This is a genomic window from Streptomyces coeruleofuscus (assembly GCF_039532725.1).
Lineage (GTDB): Bacteria > Actinomycetota > Actinomycetes > Streptomycetales > Streptomycetaceae > Streptomyces > Streptomyces coeruleofuscus.
Window position 1 is genome coordinate 773,104 of record NZ_BAAASE010000002.1, and the last position, 17,750, is coordinate 790,853.

Genomic DNA, 17,750 nt, shown 5'->3' on the forward strand with positions numbered 1-17,750 from the left:
GTTCTCTTTTCAGGGCGCACGGGTTAGGGAAAGATCATCCGCGGCCCCGGGCGACGGGGCATCAAGGGAGGGGAATTGCATGAAGGCATCTGGTAAGTCTGTGGCTTTAGCTGTTGCGGGCGGGGTCCTGGCCGTTGGCGCCCTTGCCGCTCCGGCCGCAGCGCACAATGCGCCGGTTCTGGCCGCTGACACCGCTACCGTCACGACTCACACCCGAGGTGACGGCACCCAGCCGCCTGCGGAACTGGGAGACCCCGCAGAATGGGGCGTAGTGAAGTTCACGGTTGGCTCCACGGGAGGCTTCAAGCCGCAGACCGTCCTCGACATCGGTGGCGGTACGTGGAGCTACGGAAAGATCCTCAACGGCGATGGCCAGAAATGCTACTCGAACTACTATCACCCCAAGGTGATGCATGGGTCGACCGCGAAGGTGGGCAAGCAGTCGAATAAGGCGGTGGAGTTCGCAGGCAATTGGGCCAAGGCCAGTGTCACCGCGGGTGCGGCGCTCGTGTGCGAGACCTACTACGCTAAGTACTAGCCGCCTCCGCCCCCGGCGGCCACCGCCGGGGGCGGATCCTATCCGCCTGGGAAACTGACCAAAGAATAGGGTCATGAAAATCGCACACTCCACGCGTTCTCGCACCGCCCCTATTGCGGCAGTTCTCGGGGCAGGTGCACTGCTCGGTATAGTTGGCCCATTCGCGAGCAAATCTGACAACCCGGCCCTCCAGGCTGTAGGTATCGTATTTTCTGTGGGATGGTCGTGGGCATGCTTTGCCTTCCTCGTCGGTTACTCCCGGCGGTCAAGAATTGAGGCATCGCTGCTGGCGTCTTCGGCCTTGGCCGTGGGCGTGGTCGTGTATTACCTCTTCAAGTTTCTGAGCCCCAACGTTCCGGCCGGGGGACACGTCATCTCTGGTGCGGGCGATGGTCTCACCACCAGGGCCCTGTTCTGGGGGGTAGCGGCTTTCGCCATCGGTGCGCCCGTTGGGCTCCTGGGGAGTATGGCGAGAACGCCCGGCATCGGCGGTCTCGGGTTCCGCCTGCTTGTGCCGTTGATCGCCTTCGCCGAGGCATCCCTGCGGCTGGCAGTGGAGGTGGACGACTCGCAAGGCCAGGTCGTCGAAATGGTGTGGGTTTCGGTTCTCGCGCTCTCGGCCGTGGCCATAGTGCTTCTCATGGGCCAAACAGTGTGGAGCTGGCGGCATGGCCGGGGCACGCGGCCGCCTGTCCCAGTGAGGCGGCGTGCTGTTCATAACAAGTTCAAGTGACGTTGCCGATCCGGTCCCACACAGTGATCACCGTTCTCACCGAGGCCGGATCAAGACTCCGCGAATAGAGGGTTCCGGCTCTGGCCGGCTTACGCCATGACGCGGAGGCGCATGGCGGAGCGGAGCGCGAACCGTGGACCCTCGAGGCAACGCTTGTCCGCCCCCAACGCTGGGCGATCACGATGGCGGGGGCGGCTGGCCCCCTCTGAGTACAGTCCTCATCACCCGGTCACATCACCAGAGCGGAGGAGGGCTTCGTAGTGACGAGGCATCGGTGGGTGGACGTGGAGACTGTTGCGTACATCGATGGGGCCGTCACCGGCGTTCTGGATCTGGACGACGTTGCCCCACACGGTGGCTTCGACGATCTTCTGCGGGGCGAACCTTTGCTCCTGGCGATGCCTCACCGGCTCACCTGAAGACCCTGTCACCGGATCTCCGCATCCTCGCCGCCGTCGACCATGTGGATCGGCCCGAAGAACGTTCCGGAGGCATGCATCCCCTCTGCTGATGTGGCCTGTTACTCCGTGTCCGCTGGCGGTGCGGGCACATCACTGGGCGCCGTGTGTGGCATCGCACTGGGGAGGGACTCAGCCCCGTCACCGGTTTCTGAATTCGTGATACGGATCCCCTCGAGTTGCGGACCATGGACGCCGGACCGGGTCGTGTCCCGCGACGTGGTGTAGGGAGGACGCCCTGGCCGAACTCCCGCAGGACGGCCACCGCAATGTGATGGATTCAAATCCTGCCGAGTGCACACAGACCAGAGGCCCCGGATCACTCCGGGGCCTCTGGTGTTTGCCCGACTCTTTGGGCGCACCACCGTCCCCGGCCGTTCGGGGGATGCGCGGGTCACGTCGGCGCCTTTCCCGCCCAGCGGGGGCATCCCTTGAGGGAACGAAAGGGAGACACGATGCCGCTCTACCTGTCGAGGTTCAGCTACACCCCGGAGACCTGGGCGAGGCTGATCGGCCGCCCGGAGAACCGCGCACAGGCCGCTCAGTCGTACATCGAGTCCGTCGGCGGGAAGCTCCACGGCTTCTGGTACGCCTTCGGCACGCACGACGGCTACAGCCTGTGGGAGGCCCCGGACAACGTGTCCATGGCCGCGGTCGCCCTGGCGATCAGCGGAGGCGGCGCGCTGAGTTCGTTCGAGACGACGGTTCTCCTGACCGTCGACGAAACGATCGAGGCCCTACGCACAGCCGGGCAAGTCCAGTACCGGGCTCCTGGGGCGTAGCGGTCCGGATCGCGCAGCACGCGTACGGCTCCGTGGCCATGTCCGAGCCTCGGCCGGGGGTACTTCATGACCAGGGCGCGGTCTACCGCAGCTACCGCAGAGTTTTGGCGTCCACCGCATGAGCCCGGAGCTTGACCGCACCCGTACCGCGGCGGGCCGGTCGAAACCCCGGTGCGGCCTGTCGGTGCCGTCGTGTGTGATCGGGGCATGGCGATTGTGTTGGACGGGCCGGGAGTTGGCGGCTTGGGCGAGGCCGTGGGTGTGCTGCGGGAGTGGCAGTACGAGGGGGCGCCGATGCAACTGCATCCGGGGGACCTGGGCTGGTTCTGGCGGTCAGGTGCGGAGGCGACTGCCGAGGCGGTCAGGACGTGGAGCCGGGACGGACAGGTTCTCGCCGTCGGGCTGCTGGACGGTCCCGGGTTGTTGCGGCTGACGATCGCGCCGGAGGCTCACCGGGACGGGGAGCTGGCGCGGCAGTTGGCTCGAGACGTGACCGACCCGGAGCGCGGCGTCCTGCCCGAGGGGAAGGTGAACATCGAGGCGCCGATGGGTGCGCTGCTCCAGGAGCTGCTGTCCGAGGAGGGTTGGAGCACCGACGAGCCCTGGACGCCGCTACGTCGTGAGCTCACGGAGCCGGTGGAAGACCCAGGCGTGCGGATCGTGGCGGTCGGGCCGGAGCAGGCGCACGTGTTTGTGGCCGTCCACCGGGCAGCGTGGGACGGGTCGAGGTTCACGGACGAGCGCTGGCACGCGATGGCGGCCGGACTGCCGTACGCCGACGCCCGGTGTCTGGTCGCGTACGACGACCAGGGCAACGCGGTGGCGGCCGTGACGGTGTGGTCCGCCGGTCCGGGTAAGCCCGGGTTGCTCGAGCCGATGGGCGTGCACGGGGGACATCGCGGTCATGGTTACGGCAGGGCGATCAGCGTCGCCGCGGCGGCGGCACTCCGGGAGCTGGGCTCGTCGAGCGCGATCGTCTGCACCCCGAGCTCCAATGCCGGCGCCGTCGCTGCGTACAAGTCAGCCGGCTTCCAGCAACTCCCCGAGGTCCGGGACCACTACCGGGACGCCTAGCGCGGCGACCGCTCTGAACTGCTTGCGCTTGTGGGGCGCCCGATCGACGGTGTCCCTAGGCCCCTCGCTGTCGAGGACCAGGGCACCCTTCAGGCCGCCGCTCCGGGTCGGCCGGGCCGGTGCTGCTGAGGGGCAGCTTTCAGTCCGTGCGGCAGTGCTCCTCCAAGTAGTCCGCCGCCAGTGCGCTCGCGCGGGTGAACCAGTCGTTCAGGACCGCGATCTCGTCGGAGGAGTAGTTCGCGAAGAGTTCCGTGAGGCGGGCGTAGTACGGCTCGTAGACCTCTCGGACGCGGGCGACCGCGTCCGGCTGGGCGGCTACGCGGATGCGGCGGCGGTCGGTCGGGTCGGGGCGGCGGGTGATGTAGCCGGCGCGTTCCAGGCGGTTGAGGATGCCGGTGACCGCGCCCGTGGTGACGTGGACGCGGGCCGCCAGGTCGCCGGCCGTGGGCAGGTTCTCGCCGGCCTCGATGACGTAGGCGAAGCAGGTGAGGTCGGTCACACTCAGGCCCACCTGTTGGGCGATCTCGTGCTGTCCGACCAGGTGGGTCGCGATGAGGTGGTCCATCGCCGACAGTGCCTGCTCCGGTGTGGCGGCCGGACGCGGCTTGCCTTGCATTCCCAGATCCCTTAGTTCGTGAGATGTTTGGGCTCTAAACGCTTAGTTGGTGAGGGGTTCGGGGTGGGTTCCCCGGAGCCTTCGTGTGTAAGGGGGCCCGCAGCACATGAGTGCACATCAGTATGACCACGGCCATACCGCCGCCGGGTGGGTCGGAACCGGGATCGCGAGTGTCGGGGCCGCCGTGGCGGGGGCGGGGGTGTGTTTCGTTTCGGGTGTGCTGATCGTCGGTGGGCTCGGGATCGGTGTGGTCGCGCTGCTCGTCACCTGGGCTCTGCATCTGGCCGGCTGGGGGAAGGGACCGGGGATCCGGCCCCGGGAGGAGTGGGGGTGGCGGGTGCGGGACTCGGGGGCGCGGGCCGGGCATGACGAGTGCCTCGGGTGCCGGCTGGCCGGGCGTCGGCGGACGGCGGCGGATTCGGGCCGTACCGCTGAGGTGGCCGTGGGTGTTTCCGTGCGCGGCGATGTGAGTCTGGGCGGGGAGCCCGAGGCCGCTGCCGTGGGGGCCGATTCCGGGCGCTGACTCACGCGGGCCTCGTTGTCAGCCGGCGCCGTTGTCAGTGGTGCCCTCTAGTCTCGGCAGAGATGGCACAGGCATGGAAGTGCTCGGGGCTGCGGTGGTCGGCGGACGGTCCCGTGCTGGCGTGGGACGGTGGGCGGCGCAGTGCGCTGACCTGGGGGAAACGGGTGGCCTTCGGGGTCGCGGAAGGGGGTGCGCGGACATGTGTGGGGGCTCGGGGGCATGCGTGTCCGACGGGGGCGGCCGTGTCGGGGCGGAGTACGGGGGCGCGGTGCGAGGAGTGTGCGCGGCTGGACCGTGCGCACTCCGTGGCCGCCGACACGATCGCGGACGATCCGCGGCCGTACCACGTGTATCTGGCGTGGTTCGGGCCCGGCATGGTCAAGGTCGGGATCACGGCGGAGGAGCGGGGCTCCGCGCGGCTGTTGGAGCAGGGAGCCGTGTGCTTCAGCTGGCTCGGAGTCGGGCCGCTCATGGCCGCGCGGCGCACGGAGGAGCTGTTGCGGGCCGCGCTGGGGGTGCCCGACCGGATTCCATACGTCGAGAAGCGGGCCGTGCGAGCCGGGTTGCCGGAGGCGGCGGCTGACCGGGCCGTCGAGGTCGCCGAGTTGCATGCGCGAGCGCTGGCGCTTCCCGCGTGGCCGGAGTCGCTCGTGCGGGAGCCGCTGCGAGTGGTGGATCACGTGGAGGTGTTCGGGCTCGCCGGGCTGCCCGTCGCCGTCGGGGAGGTGGGCGAGCTCGTCGCCGGTGGGGTTGTGAGCGGGGAGCTCGTGGCCGCTGCGGGGCCCGATCTGCATCTGGCGACCGGGGGCGGTGTCGTCGTGCTGGACACGCGACTGATGAGCGGGTGGGGGCTGGTGCCGGCCGGGGGTGCGGAACTGACTGTTCCGGTGAGGGAGTTCAAGGAGGAGGCCGGTGTGCAGGACGGGTTGTTCTGACCTGATGAACCCAGTCCGCTGATGAACCCAGTCCGCTGATGAGCCCAGTCCGCTGCTGAACCCAGCCCGCTGATGAAACCCCGCTCGCTTGCGTTCCCAGGAGTTCCCTGAGAAGCGCCTGTGTGTTTCTCAGGGAAATCACAGGCTCTCGAAAGGGCGCTCTCAGAGCACCCCGACACCGTGTGCACCATGACCACGACCTCGCCCCAGGGGCGCACCGAACTGCTGAGGCCGGACGGGAGCCCCGTCCGAGTGCTTGTGGTGGACGACGAGATGTCGATCACCGAGCTGCTGTCCATGGCCCTGCGCTACGAGGGATGGCAGATCCGGAGTGCCGGTGACGGCACGGGCGCCGTCCAGACCGCGCGCGACTTCCGGCCCGACGCCGTCGTGCTCGACATGATGCTGCCCGACATGGACGGGCTGGCCGTGCTCGGGCGGCTGCGCCGTGAGCTGCCCGACGTGCCGGTCCTCTTCCTCACCGCCAAGGACGCCCTGGAGGACCGGATCGCCGGGCTGACGGCCGGCGGGGACGACTACGTCACCAAGCCGTTCAGCCTCGAAGAGGTCGTCGCACGCCTGCGCGGGCTGATACGGCGGTCCGGTGCCGCCGACCGGCGCTCCGACTCGACGCTGGTCGTCGGCGACCTCACCCTCGACGAGGACAGCCACGAGGTCACCCGGGCCGGTCAGAACATCCACCTGACCGCGACCGAGTTCGAGCTGCTGCGGTTCCTGATGCGCAATCCGCGGCGCGTGCTCAGCAAGGCGCAGATCCTCGACCGTGTGTGGTCGTACGACTTCGGCGGGCAGGCCAACGTCGTCGAGCTGTACATCTCGTATCTGCGGCGCAAGATCGACGCCGGGCGCGAGCCGATGATCCACACCCGGCGTGGTGCCGGTTACCTGATCAAGCCCGCGGCCGCATGAGCGGGCGGCGACGGCCGAGTACGCAGCGGAGGGCGGGCAAGCCGTCGCGAGCGGGCAAGCCGCGCACGCTGCGGACACGGCTCGTCGTCGCGTCCGTGGTGCTGATCGCCGTGGTGTGTGCGGTGATCGGAACCGTGACGACGCTTGCGCTCAGGTCACATCTGTACGAGCAGTTGGACGGCCAGGTCGACGAAGCCGGCAAGCGTCTGTCGGGACCCATGAAACCCGGCGGCGACAAGGACTCCGACTCGATCGACAGGGTCACCGGCTTCGTCGAGGGACCGGCCCAGCCGGAAACCATCGCCGCCGAGCTCGGCGCCGACGGTAAGGTCACCCGGGCAGCCTTCGCGAAGGCCTCAAGCGACAAGGGCCCCTTCCAGCGGAACACCGCCGTCAGCCTTGCCGGCGAGCAGAAGGCGGCCCTCGCCGAGGTGCCGACCACGCGTGGAATCCACACCGTCGAGATACCCGGCTTCGGCGAGTACCGCGTGCAGTTCGTCCCCGGGGCCGACGGAGGCAGCTACTACGTAGCCCTGCCCACCGAGTCCGTCACCACCACCATCAACACGCTCGTCCTCGTCGAGGTGAGCGTCACCGGCGCCGGCCTGGTCGCCGCCGCCATCGCCGGTTCCGTCCTCATCGGCGTAGCCACCCGCCCCCTCCGCCGCGTCGCCGCCACCGCCACCCGGGTCTCCGAACTCCCGCTGCACACCGGCGAGGTGAACCTCAGCGAGCGGGTCCCCGACTCCGAGACCGACCCGCACACCGAGGTCGGCCAGGTCGGTGCCGCGCTGAACCGGATGCTCGACCACGTCCACGGCGCGCTGCACGCACGGCAGCAGAGCGAGACGCGGGTCAGGCAGTTCGTCGCCGACGCCAGTCACGAGCTGCGCACCCCGCTCGCCTCCATCCGTGGGTACGCCGAGCTGACCAGGCGGGGCAGAGAGGACGTCGGGCCCGACACCCGGCACGCCCTCGGGCGGATCGAGTCCGAGGCCGGGCGCATGACCCTGCTCGTCGAGGATCTGCTGCTGCTCGCCCGGCTGGACGCCGGGCGGCCGTTGCAGTTCGAGCAGACCGACCTCGTACCGCTCGTCGTGGACACCGTCAGCGACGCGCGTGTGGCCGGCCAGGACCACAACTGGCGTCTCGACCTGCCCGACGAGCCCGCGCTCGTGTCGGCGGACGCGGCCCGGCTCCAGCAGGTCCTCGTCAACCTGCTCGGCAACGCCCGCACCCACACCCCGCCCGGCACGACCGTCACCGCCCGCGTCCAGCGGCGCGGCACCTGGCTGTGCGTGGACGTCGAGGACGACGGCCAGGGCATTCCGGCCGAGTTGCTCCCGCACGTCTTCGAACGCTTCGCCCGCGGCGACTCCGCGCGGACCCGCGCCACCGGCTCGACCGGTCTCGGCCTCGCCATCGTGCAGGCCGTGGCGGCCGCGCACGGCGGTGCCGTGACCGTCGACAGCGGGCCCGGACGGACCGTGTTCACCGTGCACCTGCCCGCGCTGCCGGCGCAGCCGCAGCCGCAGCCGCAGCCGCAGCCGCAGCCGCAGCCGGACATGAGCCGGCAACAGCACTCACAGGCACGCCACAGCGTCACCACATGGGCACGACAGGGCGCCTGACGAAAGTCGGTTCATGCGAACCGACTCTTCTCCCGGCACCCTGCCGGCGCGGGAGCACCTCCCGGCCGCACCAGCCGGTACGCCTGTCCTGGACGTAGTGATCCCCGTCTACAACGAGGAGAAGGACCTCCAGCCGTGCGTCCGCAGACTGCACGAGCACCTCGCCGGCACGTTCCCGTACGCGTTCCGCATCACGATCGCGGACAACGCCTCCACGGACACCACCCCGCGGGTGGCGGCACGGCTGGCGGCGGAGATCCCCGAGGTCACCACCTTCCGCCTGGAGCAGAAGGGCCGCGGCCGGGCCCTGCGGGCCGTCTGGTCGGCCTCGGACGCCCCGGTCCTCGCCTACATGGACGTGGACCTGTCCACCGACCTCAACGCCCTGCTCCCGCTGGTGGCGCCGCTGATCTCCGGCCACTCCGACCTCGCGATCGGCTCCCGGCTGGCCCGCAGCTCGCGCGTGGTGCGCGGCCCCAAGCGGGAGTTCATCAGCCGGGTCTACAACCTCATCCTGCGCGGCTCGCTCCAGGCCCGCTTCTCGGACGCCCAGTGCGGGTTCAAGGCGATCCGCCGTGACGTGGCGCAGGTGCTGCTGCCCCTCATCGAGGACACCGGCTGGTTCTTCGACACCGAGATGCTGGTGCTCGCCGAGCGCGCGGGGCTGCGGATCCACGAGGTGCCGGTCGACTGGGTCGACGACCCCGACTCGACCGTGCACATCGTCAGGACCGCGACCGACGACCTCAGGGGCGTGTGGCGGATCGGCAGGGCCCTGGCCACCGGTTCGCTGCCGCTGGACCGGCTCACCCGGCCGTTCGGCGACGACCCGCGCGACCGTGAGATCAAGGACGTGCCGCGGGGCCTGGCCCGCCAGTTGGTCGGCTTCTGCGTCGTCGGCGGCCTGTCCACCCTCTTCTACCTGCTCCTCTACAGCGGCTTCCGCGTCTTCACCGGCTCCCAGGCCGCCAACGCCCTCGCCCTGCTGGTCTCGGCGATCGCCAACACCGCAGCGAACCGGCGGCTCACCTTCGGGGTGCGCGGGCGCGGCGGGGCCGTACGGCACCAGGCGCAGGGCCTGGTCGTCTTCGGCATCGGGCTCTCCCTGACCAGCGGCTCGCTCGCAGCGCTGGGCGCGGCCACGTCCGAGCCCGCGCACTCCACCGAACTGGCGGTCCTCATCGCCGCCAACCTCGCGGCGACCGTGCTGCGCTTCCTGCTCTTCCGGGCGTGGGTGTTCCCGGACCGGCGCGACGCCGAGACGACGGTGGTCGCCTCATACGCCTCATACGCCTCATATGACACCGCTCAGTTCCGCGCCCGTGACGCCGCGGACGGCCCCTGGAGGGACGCCACCGTGCAGCTGATGCCGGTGCGCCCCCACGACACCGATGCGAGGGACTTCCGATGACCGTCCACTACGACCAGCAGATCGCCGACACAGACCCGAGTCCCGAGCCTCGGACCCCTCGCCCCCCTGCCCCCGCAGAGGCTCCCGACGCCGGTGAACCCAAGCGGCCCTTGCGGCAAAGGCTGTGGCGCGGCCGGCCCGGGGACCCCCGCTGGGCCCGCCCGGCCTTCCTCGCCCTGCTGCTGGCGACCGCGGTGCTCTACCTCTACAACCTGAGCGCCTCCGGCTACGCCAACTCCTTCTACTCGGCGGCCGTCCAGGCGGGCAGCCAGTCCTGGAAGGCCTTGTTCTTCGGCTCGTTGGACGCCGCCAACGCCATCACCGTCGACAAGCCCCCGGCCGCGCTGTGGCCGATGGCCCTGTCCGTGCGGCTGTTCGGCCTCAGCTCCTGGGCGATCCTCGTCCCCGAGGTCCTCATGGGCGTCGGCACGGTGGCCGTCGTGTACGCGGCCGTACGCCGCCGGTTCAGCCCCGCGGCCGGTCTGATCGCGGGCGCGGTGCTCGCGCTCACCCCCGTCGCCGCGCTGATGTTCCGGTTCAACAACCCGGACGCGATGCTGGCCCTGCTGATGGCCGTGGCCAGCTACTTCGTCATCCGGGCCCTGGCGGACGGCCGCACGAAGTGGCTGGTGTGGGCGGGGGTGGCCATCGGCTTCGCGTTCCTCGCCAAGACACTCCAGGCCTTCCTGATCCTGCCGCCGCTGGCCCTCGTCTACGCGGTGTGCGCACCGGTGCCGGTGAAGAAGCGCTTCGGCCAACTGGCCCTCGCCACGGTCGCGCTGATCGGGTCCGGCGGCTGGTGGGTCGCGATCGTCGAGCTGTGGCCCGCGTCCTCCCGCCCGTACATCGGCGGCTCGCAGAACAACAGCTTCCTGGAACTGACCTTCGGTTACAACGGCCTGGGACGCCTGAACGGCGACGAGACCGGCAGCGTCGGAGGCGGCGGTGGCAACGGCGGTGGCGGCGGTGGCGCCTGGGGCGAGACCGGCTGGGACCGCCTGTTCAGCTCCAGCATCGGCGGCCAGATCTCCTGGCTGATCCCGGCTGCCCTGATTCTGCTGGTGGCGGGCCTGGTGGCCACGCGCAAGGCACGCCGTACGTCGGTGACGCGCGGTTCGTTCCTCGTCTGGGGCGGCGCGCTGATCACGACCATGCTGGTCTTCAGCTACATGCAGGGCATCTTCCACGAGTACTACACGGTGGCGCTCGCCCCCTACATCGCGCCGCTGATCGGCATGGGTTCGGCGCTGCTCTGGGACAAGCGTGACAAGGCGTGGGCGTCACTGACCCTGGCGGCCGCGATGACGGCCACCGCGGCCTGGGGCTACGTCCTGCTCAACCGCTCCTCCGACTACCTGCCGTGGCTGAAGTGGTTCGTCCTGGTCGGTGGCCTGGCGGCGGCCCTCGGCCTGATCTTCGCCGGCCGGCTGGGACGCCGACTGGCCCTGGGAGCGGCGGGACTGGGCCTGGTCGCCGCGCTGGCAGGTCCGGCTGCTTACACGCTCACCACGGTGAACGAGGGGCACACGGGCTCGATCGTCACCGCGGGACCGGCGGTCGCGGGCGGTCGCGGTGGGCCGGGTGGTGGCGGCCCCGGCGGCGGCTTCCCGGGCGGTGGCCCGAACCAACAGGGCCAACAAGGCCAACAGGGGCAGGGACAGGGGCAGGGTCAACTGCCCGGCAATGGCTTCCCCGGTGGGGGTTTCCCGGGTGGCGGCCAGAACCAGCAAGGCCAGAACCAGCAGAACCAGCAGAACGGTGACGGCGGCCGCATGCGCGGCGGTGGCGGCATGGGCGGTCTGCTCAACGGCGCCAGCGTCGGCTCCGAGGCCAAGAAGCTGCTGGAGACCGACGCCGGCCAGTACACCTGGGCCGCGGCGGCCATCGGCGCCCAGAACGCCGCGAGTTACCAGCTGTCCACCGGCGAGCCGGTGATGGCCATCGGCGGCTTCAACGGCACGGACCCGTCCCCGACGCTCGCGCAGTTCAAGACGTACGTGGAGGCAGGAAAGATCCACTACTTCATCGCCTCCGGCGCGGGTGGCGGCATGCGCGGCGGCAGCGACGGCTCGTCGTCCCGGATCACCTCCTGGGTCGAGGCCAACTTCAAGAAGGTCACGGTCGGTTCGGCCACCTTCTACGACCTCACACAGAAGGCGAGCGGCTGACAGTCCCCTGACCGGGAGAAGGGCGGTGGCCGAGAACCACCGCCCTTCTCCGGTGGCGCGATTACTCGGTTGTACGGCGTATGGGGACTATTCTACGGTGTACAGCATGACGACGTCCCCACAGGAAGAGGCCCCGCCGCAGACGGCGCACGGCGGCCACCCCCAGCGCTGGCTGATCCTCGGTGTCATCTGCCTCGCGCAGCTCACCGTCCTGCTCGACAACACGATCCTGAACGTGGCGATCCCCTCGCTCACCCGCGAGATGGACGCGACGACCGCCGATGTCCAGTGGATGATGAACGCCTACTCACTGGTGCAGTCCGGTCTGCTGCTCACGGCGGGCAACGCCGCCGACCGCTACGGCCGCAAGCTGCTGCTGATGTCGGGCCTGGCGATCTTCGGTGTGGGCTCACTGGTGGCCGGCCTGTCCCAGAGCCCGGCCCAGCTGATCGCGGCCCGCGCCGGCATGGGCGTCGGCGGCGCGCTGCTGATGACCACGATCCTCGCGGTCGTCGTGCAGATCTTCGACGACAAGGAGCGGGTCAAGGCCATCGCGCTGTGGTCCACGGTCAGTTCGCTCGGTTTCGCGGCCGGGCCGCTGATCGGCGGAGTGATGCTGAACCACTTCTGGTGGGGCGCGATCTTCCTGATCAACATCCCCGTAGCGGTGCTCGGCCTGATAGCGGTCGCGGCGCTCGTACCGGAGTCCAAGCACAAGGCGGGCGACCGTCCCGACGTGGTCGGCGCGGTGCTGTCGACCATCGGCATGACGGCCGTCGTGTACGCGATCATCACCGGCCCCGAGCACGGCTGGACGTCCGGGCAGGTGCTGGTCTCCGCGCTGATCGGCGTCATCGTGCTCGGTCTGTTCGTGACCTGGGAGCTGCGGATCGAGCACCCCATGCTCGACATGCACTTCTTCCGCAACCAGAAGTTCGTGGGCGCGGTCGCGGGCGCGATCCTCGTGGCGTTCGGCATGACGGGCTCGCTGTTCCTGCTCACCCAGCACCTCCAGTTCGTGCTCGGCTACGAGCCGCTGGACGCCGGTCTGCGGACGGCGCCGCTCGCGTTGACCGTGGTCGCGCTCAACTTCACCGGCCTCGGAGCGAAGCTGGTGCTCAAGGTCGGCACGCCCGCGGCCATCGCCCTCGGCATGACCCTGGTGTCGGCGGGGCTGGCGGCGATCGCGCTGCTCGGCGGGCACGGCTACAGCGGGATGCTGCTCGGCCTGGTCGTGATGGGCGCGGGTGTGGCGCTGTCCATGCCGGCCATGGCCAACGCGATCATGAGCGCGATACCGCCGGAGAAGGCGGGTGTGGGAGCGGGGATCAACGGGACGCTCGCGGAGTTCGGCAACGGACTCGGTGTGGCGGTCCTCGGTGCGGTGCTCAACTCGCGGTTCGCGTCCCTCGTCGCCGTTTCCGCGGCGTCGCTGCCGGCGGCGCTGGCCGCGGCTGACAGTGCGGAAGAGAAGGCGCGTATCTCCGACGCGTTCGCGTCCGGGTTGGAGACCAGCCAGCTGGTGGGGGCGGTGGCTGTGCTGGCCGGGGGGTTGGTCGCGGCGGCGTTGCTGCGGCGGGCTGAGCGGGCAGAGTCCGCCTAACAGCCCGGGCGGCTGGGTAGCCGGGCGGCTGCGGGATCGTTTGGGCTGGTCGCGCCCACGCGGCGGAGCCGCAGGTCGACACAGCCCCGCGCCCCTGACGGGGCGCTTAGCATGACCGGCATCAGGAAAATGAGGAAGGTGCGCCATGGCGAAAGCGGCCCGGCAGGATCAGCCGCGGACCAGCGTCTGGCTGGGAGGCAAAGCGCACCGGCGGCGCGGCGGTGGGCAGCCCTCGGGGCTGGACCGCGCGCGCATCATCGAGGTCACCGTCCGGCTGCTGGACGCCGAGGGGCTGGCCAAGTTCTCGATGCGGCGGCTGGCAGGCGAGCTGAACGTCACCGCGATGTCCGTCTACTGGTACGTCGACACCAAGGACGACCTCCTCGAACTCGCCCTGGACGAGGTCATGGGCGAGATGCGGCTGCCGGACCCGGACGCCGACGAGGACTGGCGGGACCAGGTGCGGGCGCTCGCGTGGGAGTACCGGACACTGCTGGTGCGTCATCCCTGGGTGTCCGCGCTGGTCGGCGTCTTCCTCAACATCGGCCCTCACAACCTAGCCTTCTCCCGGGTCGTACAGCGCGTCGTCCGCAGGACCGGGCTGCCCGCCAAACGCCTGACGAGCACGATCTCGGCCGTCTTCCAGTTCGTCTACGGCTACGGCACGCTGGAGGGCCACCTCTCCGCCCGGGCCAAGGCCGGCGGCATGACCGTGGACGAGTACTTCCAGCAGGCCCTGAGCACGGTGACCGCGGCCCCGCAGGCAGCCGACGTCATCCAGGAGTCCCAGGAGATCATGGCGGCGCGCGGCGGTGACACGGTCGCCGAGATGATGGAGCGCGACTTCGAGTTCGCCCTGGAACTGCTGATCGCGGGCATCGAGGCGATGGTCGACCGCGAATGAGGTGTTACTCCCCCTCGGCCAGCCGAGCCGGGAACCCGCCGGTCGCCACCGGCCCCCACCGCTCCGGTGTGACGCGGATGATCGACTTGCCCTGCTTGAGCATCGCCGCGCGGTACTCGTCCCAGTCGGGGTGCTCCCCGGCGATGTTCCGGTAGTACTCCACGAGCGGCTCGACGGAGTCGGGCGGGTCGATGACCTCGGCCGTGCCGTCGATCTGGACCCAGGGGCCGTTCCAGTCGTCGCTGAGGACGATCAGGCTCACCCGGGGGTCCCGCTTGGCGTTGCGGGTCTTGGCCCGCTCCGGGTAGGTCGAGACCACGATCCGGCCCGAGTCGTCGACCCCGCAGGTCAGCGGCGAGCCCTGGGGCCCGCCGTCGGTGCGCCGGGTCAGCAGGATGGCGTGGTGCCGGGGTCGTACGAAGTCGAGCAACTCGTCGAGGGAGACGCGGGTGTTCGTAGCGATGTTCGGTGCCATGTCCGGCAGCCTACGACTCCATGGCCTCGGCGACGTCGTCGTACACGGGCACGTCCCGGCGCAGGCCGGTCAGTTCCAGCACGCGGCTCGCCACACCCTCCGGCCGGGCCACCAGGCGCAGCCTGGCGCCGGGGGGCAGCCGGTGGCGGATGTCGTTGATGAGGCGGATGCCCTGGGAGTCCATGAAGCAGGTCGTGGTGAGGTCGAGGACCAGCACCTCCAACCGGTCATCACGGGCCCGAGCCTCGGACACGATGAGCGGAAGTAGCTGCTCCGCGTTGCAGAAGTCGATCTCCGCGGGCATGGTGAGGTGGACGCGGCCGGGAAGGTCACGTGGTTCGGTGGGATTCGGGAGGAAAGTCACAGCACTCACCTGGCAGACGTTCGTCCGGATTCCGGTAAGGCCTCTTCCTGACCCGTGGGGCCATTCCACCATGCCGGACCGCGGCTGCGGAAGCGCCTGTGGTGGCCGTCGGCCGGACGTCACCTTGACGCAACCGAGCAGCTAGAGTGCTGTTCGTCCTGTGCTCGCAGTCGGGAATGTGCTGCGGAGCTCTCCTGCGCACGGCCTTAGGTCGTGCATGCCGAAGAGGTTCGTGGTGGCTGCGTCCGAGTTTCCTGATTTGCCCCGTTTTCCGGCCGGCTTCGAGCTGGCCGAGGCCTTGACGGTGGCGTCTCAGCAGCTGCACGAGACCCCCACCCGGCACAACACGCTGCGCACGGCGGTCCGGTTGGCCGTGCACCTCATGCCCGGTGCCGAGCACGCCGGCATCTCCGAGATCGAGCGCGGCAACAAGTTCCGTACGCTGGCCTGGACCGACGACGTCGTGCGCTCCGCCGAGGCCCGGCACGGCGGCCGGGAACCGCACAGGCACTGGGACGAGTTGTGGCACAGCCCGGTGGTGCGGATGACGGACAGCGAGAACGACGACGGCTGGGACGTGCTGTCGGCCCTGGGACTGCGCTCGGCGCTGTCGCTGCGGCTGCGTGCCGACCGCCGCCGGCTGACCGTGCTCACGGCCTACGCGCGCAAACCGGGCGCCTTCGACGAGGACGCGACGCGCATCGGCCGGCTGTTCACCGCGCACGTCAGCATCGCCCTGGAGTCCGCCACCGTGCGCGAGCAGCTCACCGAGGCCATGCACACGCGGGACCTGATCGGCCAGGCCACCGGCATCCTCATGGAGCGCCAGGGCATCGACGCGGCCGCGGCCTTCGAGAGCCTGGTGCGGGCCTCCCAGCGGGAGAACGTGAAACTGCGCGACCTCGCCCGCCGGATCGTCGGTGCTCACAACTCCACCTGAGGCGCTGTGAGTTAGGGGCGGGGGCGTTAAGGGACGCCGACGGGATACCCGTACGTTCATGAGCTCCGAGACGTCCGACACGCTGGACCAGGCGATGGTGCGCAGCAGCGGTCTCGACACCCTGCTGCGCGATCTGACCGACCGTGCTGTGCAGGAGGTGCCCGGCGCCGCCGCGTGCAGCATCACGGTGAGCCGCGGTGGCCGGCTGCTCACCCTGGCCGGCAGCGACGGCCTGCCCAGCGGCCTGGACCAGCGTCAGTACGAGAACGGCTCGGGCCCCTGCGTCGACGCCGCCGAGACCGGCACCGAGCAGTACGCCACCGACCTGGCCGCGGAGTCCCGCTGGCCGGCGTACACGCCGTACGCGCTCTCCGCGGGCGTCCACTGCGTGCTGGCCGTGCCGATCGCCGTGGAGGGCGAGACGGGCGCCGCGATCAACCTCTACGGCGTGCGGGCCGGGACGCTGGACCAGAGCCGGGACGCGGCCCGCGCCTTCGCCGCACGGGCGGGGGACGCGATCAACGTGGCGCTGCGCATCGAGCGCCGCCGCCAGTCGGCGGCCGACGTACGCACCGCGCTGCTCTCCCGCAGCGTCATCGACCAGGCGATCGGCATCCTCATGGCGCAGGAGCGGATCGACGCCCGTGACGCGCTGGAACGGCTGCGCCGCGCCTCACAGCACCGGAACGTCAAACTCCGGGACCTGTGCGGCCAGTTGGTGGCGAGGGTCTCCGGACCCGCCTCAGACGGCCGGAAGTGACTCGCCCTGCACGGCCTGGATGTCCAGCTCCACCCTGAGCGTCGTGCCGATGGCGGCGATGCCCGCCTGGAGGACCTGGTTGTAGTTCATCGCGAAGTCCTCGCGGTGCAGTTCGGTCGTGGCACGGAACGCCGCCCGGGTGCCGCCCCACGGGTCCGGGCCGGTGCCGAGGTAGGCCAGGTCCAGGTCGACCGGCCGTACGACACCGTGCATGCCCAGCTCCCCGTGGACCGTCCACCGGTCGGACCCGGTCGCCGTCAGCCCCGTCGACCGGTAGGTGATCTCGGGGAACCGCTCGACGTCCAGGAAGTCCGGCGACTTCAGGTGCCCGTCGCGCATGCCGTTGCCGGTGTCGACGGACCCGGCCCGGATCACCGCCTCCACACGGGACTTGGTGACGTCGTCCGGGGCGATCTCGATCGAGCCGGAGAACTCCGTGAACCGGCCGTGCACGCTGGAGATGCCCAGGTGCTGTGCCACGGCGGCCACGCTGGAGTGCACCGGGTCGACGGTCCACGGCCCCGGCGGGGGCAGCTCGGTACCGCCCTGCCGCGCCAGCGTCACCGTGCCGACCTCGGCCCGGCCGCTCGCCGTGACGATCACGCTGGAGGCCGCGGGCGCGTATCCCACGGCGGTGACGATGACGGTGTACGCCCCCGGCTCCAGCGGCGTCGCGTCCCGCACGGCGCCCTCCGCGTCGGCCTCGGCACGCAGCGCCTGCGCACCGGTCATGTCGGCCACGGTGACGACCGCGTGCGACACGGCCCAACCGTCCCGGGTACGGATCCTCGCGGTCAGTCCCATCTCAGCTAACTCCCCTAAAACAGAAACTCGAAATGAAACCGGCCCGTGGCAGGGGCGCGCCTCCGCTCGGAGCGCGCCCACCACCACGGGCCGGGGCTTGT

At 70.2% G+C, this 17,750-nt stretch carries 18 protein-coding genes; 14 read left to right on the forward strand and 4 right to left on the reverse strand.

Going from position 1 to position 17,750, the window contains the following annotated elements:
* Positions 1 to 79 precede the first annotated feature (79 nt).
* From ABFX81_RS10625 to ABFX81_RS10640, 4 genes are all read left to right on the forward strand, one after another.
* The gene (locus ABFX81_RS10625; RefSeq protein WP_086843757.1) at positions 80 to 538 is read left to right on the forward strand and encodes a lactococcin 972 family bacteriocin; all 459 of its coding nucleotides are present in this window, start codon (positions 80 to 82) and stop codon (positions 536 to 538) included.
* Between the two features lie 73 nt (positions 539 to 611).
* Complete coding sequence (locus ABFX81_RS10630) at positions 612 to 1,271, forward strand: hypothetical protein (RefSeq protein ID WP_346137952.1); 660 nt, start codon at positions 612 to 614, stop codon at positions 1,269 to 1,271.
* Positions 1,272 to 2,184: 913 nt separating this feature from the next.
* Positions 2,185 to 2,511, forward strand: a complete 327-nt coding sequence (locus ABFX81_RS10635) for a GYD domain-containing protein (protein WP_086843755.1) — start codon at positions 2,185 to 2,187, stop codon at positions 2,509 to 2,511.
* A 207-nt stretch (positions 2,512 to 2,718) separates the two neighbouring features.
* Positions 2,719 to 3,585: a GNAT family N-acetyltransferase gene (locus ABFX81_RS10640; protein ID WP_086843753.1), complete on the forward strand. Its 867-nt coding sequence runs from the start codon at positions 2,719 to 2,721 to the stop codon at positions 3,583 to 3,585.
* Between the two features lie 139 nt (positions 3,586 to 3,724).
* Here the strand turns inward: ABFX81_RS10640 and ABFX81_RS10645 are convergent, their stop codons facing one another.
* A complete protein-coding gene (locus ABFX81_RS10645) occupies positions 3,725 to 4,201 on the reverse strand; it encodes a MarR family transcriptional regulator (protein ID WP_086843751.1) in 477 nt (158 codons plus the stop codon).
* Positions 4,202 to 4,307: 106 nt separating this feature from the next.
* On the opposite strand from ABFX81_RS10645, the gene ABFX81_RS10650 reads away from it, so the two are divergent.
* The 8 genes from ABFX81_RS10650 to ABFX81_RS10685 all read left to right on the forward strand — a co-directional run bounded on the left by ABFX81_RS10650 (position 4,308) and on the right by ABFX81_RS10685 (position 14,306).
* Entirely contained in the window at positions 4,308 to 4,724 is a 417-nt protein-coding gene (locus ABFX81_RS10650) for an HGxxPAAW family protein (RefSeq protein WP_346137953.1), read from the forward strand.
* 62 nt (positions 4,725 to 4,786) lie between these two features.
* A complete protein-coding gene (locus ABFX81_RS10655; protein WP_086847839.1) occupies positions 4,787 to 5,659 on the forward strand; it encodes a DUF2797 domain-containing protein in 873 nt (290 codons plus the stop codon).
* 189 nt (positions 5,660 to 5,848) lie between these two features.
* Positions 5,849 to 6,589: a response regulator transcription factor gene (locus tag ABFX81_RS10660; RefSeq protein ID WP_346137954.1), complete on the forward strand. Its 741-nt coding sequence runs from the start codon at positions 5,849 to 5,851 to the stop codon at positions 6,587 to 6,589.
* Complete coding sequence (locus ABFX81_RS10665; protein WP_086847835.1) at positions 6,586 to 8,220, forward strand: ATP-binding protein; 1,635 nt, start codon at positions 6,586 to 6,588, stop codon at positions 8,218 to 8,220. The genes ABFX81_RS10660 and ABFX81_RS10665 overlap by 4 nt, the downstream gene beginning before the upstream one ends.
* 13 nt (positions 8,221 to 8,233) lie before the next feature.
* Entirely contained in the window at positions 8,234 to 9,631 is a 1,398-nt protein-coding gene (locus tag ABFX81_RS10670; RefSeq protein WP_086847833.1) for a glycosyltransferase, read from the forward strand.
* Positions 9,628 to 11,799 carry a mannosyltransferase YkcB-related protein gene (locus ABFX81_RS10675; protein ID WP_086847831.1) on the forward strand — a complete coding sequence of 724 codons (2,172 nt, stop codon included), beginning with the start codon at positions 9,628 to 9,630 and terminating at the stop codon, positions 11,797 to 11,799. The genes ABFX81_RS10670 and ABFX81_RS10675 overlap by 4 nt, the downstream gene beginning before the upstream one ends.
* Before the next feature lie 106 nt (positions 11,800 to 11,905).
* Positions 11,906 to 13,402 (forward strand): MFS transporter, encoded by a 1,497-nt coding sequence (locus ABFX81_RS10680; RefSeq protein WP_086847841.1) that lies wholly within the window; start codon positions 11,906 to 11,908, stop codon positions 13,400 to 13,402.
* A gap of 145 nt (positions 13,403 to 13,547) precedes the next feature.
* Entirely contained in the window at positions 13,548 to 14,306 is a 759-nt protein-coding gene (locus tag ABFX81_RS10685) for a TetR/AcrR family transcriptional regulator C-terminal domain-containing protein (protein WP_086847829.1), read from the forward strand.
* A 4-nt stretch (positions 14,307 to 14,310) separates the two neighbouring features.
* On the opposite strand, the gene ABFX81_RS10690 is transcribed toward ABFX81_RS10685, so the two are convergent.
* Entirely contained in the window at positions 14,311 to 14,781 is a 471-nt protein-coding gene (locus ABFX81_RS10690) for a PPOX class F420-dependent oxidoreductase (RefSeq protein WP_086847827.1), read from the reverse strand.
* A gap of 10 nt (positions 14,782 to 14,791) precedes the next feature.
* Positions 14,792 to 15,154 carry an STAS domain-containing protein gene (locus tag ABFX81_RS10695; protein WP_346137955.1) on the reverse strand — a complete coding sequence of 121 codons (363 nt, stop codon included), beginning with the start codon at positions 15,152 to 15,154 and terminating at the stop codon, positions 14,792 to 14,794.
* Positions 15,155 to 15,362: 208 nt separating this feature from the next.
* On the opposite strand from ABFX81_RS10695, the gene ABFX81_RS10700 reads away from it, so the two are divergent.
* Both ABFX81_RS10700 and ABFX81_RS10705 read left to right on the forward strand, forming a co-directional pair.
* Positions 15,363 to 16,085, forward strand: coding sequence for an ANTAR domain-containing protein (locus tag ABFX81_RS10700; protein WP_086847823.1), 723 nt, complete (start codon positions 15,363 to 15,365; stop codon positions 16,083 to 16,085).
* 58 nt (positions 16,086 to 16,143) lie between these two features.
* Positions 16,144 to 16,845, forward strand: coding sequence for an ANTAR domain-containing protein (locus tag ABFX81_RS10705; RefSeq protein ID WP_086847821.1), 702 nt, complete (start codon positions 16,144 to 16,146; stop codon positions 16,843 to 16,845).
* On the opposite strand, the gene ABFX81_RS10710 is transcribed toward ABFX81_RS10705, so the two are convergent.
* Positions 16,828 to 17,649, reverse strand: coding sequence for a YceI family protein (locus ABFX81_RS10710; protein WP_086847819.1), 822 nt, complete (start codon positions 17,647 to 17,649; stop codon positions 16,828 to 16,830). The two genes, ABFX81_RS10705 and ABFX81_RS10710, sit on opposite strands and share 18 nt — an antisense overlap.
* Between the last annotated feature and the right edge of the window lie 101 nt (positions 17,650 to 17,750).

Excerpts from the sequence above, each read along its gene's own strand:
- ABFX81_RS10625 (WP_086843757.1), top strand. The coding sequence starts at position 80 with ATGAAGGCATCTGGTAAGTCTGTGGCTTTAGCTGTTGCGGGCGGGGTC.
- ABFX81_RS10700 (WP_086847823.1), top strand. The coding sequence starts at position 15,363 with ATGCCGAAGAGGTTCGTGGTGGCTGCGTCCGAGTTTCCTGATTTGCCC.
- ABFX81_RS10660 (WP_346137954.1), top strand. The coding sequence starts at position 5,849 with ATGACCACGACCTCGCCCCAGGGGCGCACCGAACTGCTGAGGCCGGAC.
- ABFX81_RS10630 (WP_346137952.1), top strand. The coding sequence starts at position 612 with ATGAAAATCGCACACTCCACGCGTTCTCGCACCGCCCCTATTGCGGCA.
- ABFX81_RS10685 (WP_086847829.1), top strand. The coding sequence starts at position 13,548 with ATGGCGAAAGCGGCCCGGCAGGATCAGCCGCGGACCAGCGTCTGGCTG.
- ABFX81_RS10665 (WP_086847835.1), top strand. The coding sequence starts at position 6,586 with ATGAGCGGGCGGCGACGGCCGAGTACGCAGCGGAGGGCGGGCAAGCCG.
- ABFX81_RS10680 (WP_086847841.1), top strand. The coding sequence starts at position 11,906 with ATGACGACGTCCCCACAGGAAGAGGCCCCGCCGCAGACGGCGCACGGC.
- ABFX81_RS10635 (WP_086843755.1), top strand. The coding sequence starts at position 2,185 with ATGCCGCTCTACCTGTCGAGGTTCAGCTACACCCCGGAGACCTGGGCG.
- ABFX81_RS10690 (WP_086847827.1), bottom strand. The coding sequence starts at position 14,781 with ATGGCACCGAACATCGCTACGAACACCCGCGTCTCCCTCGACGAGTTG.
- ABFX81_RS10640 (WP_086843753.1), top strand. The coding sequence starts at position 2,719 with ATGGCGATTGTGTTGGACGGGCCGGGAGTTGGCGGCTTGGGCGAGGCC.
- ABFX81_RS10650 (WP_346137953.1), top strand. The coding sequence starts at position 4,308 with ATGAGTGCACATCAGTATGACCACGGCCATACCGCCGCCGGGTGGGTC.
- ABFX81_RS10710 (WP_086847819.1), bottom strand. The coding sequence starts at position 17,649 with ATGGGACTGACCGCGAGGATCCGTACCCGGGACGGTTGGGCCGTGTCG.
- ABFX81_RS10655 (WP_086847839.1), top strand. The coding sequence starts at position 4,787 with ATGGCACAGGCATGGAAGTGCTCGGGGCTGCGGTGGTCGGCGGACGGT.
- ABFX81_RS10670 (WP_086847833.1), top strand. The coding sequence starts at position 8,234 with ATGCGAACCGACTCTTCTCCCGGCACCCTGCCGGCGCGGGAGCACCTC.
- ABFX81_RS10675 (WP_086847831.1), top strand. The coding sequence starts at position 9,628 with ATGACCGTCCACTACGACCAGCAGATCGCCGACACAGACCCGAGTCCC.
- ABFX81_RS10645 (WP_086843751.1), bottom strand. The coding sequence starts at position 4,201 with ATGCAAGGCAAGCCGCGTCCGGCCGCCACACCGGAGCAGGCACTGTCG.
- ABFX81_RS10705 (WP_086847821.1), top strand. The coding sequence starts at position 16,144 with ATGAGCTCCGAGACGTCCGACACGCTGGACCAGGCGATGGTGCGCAGC.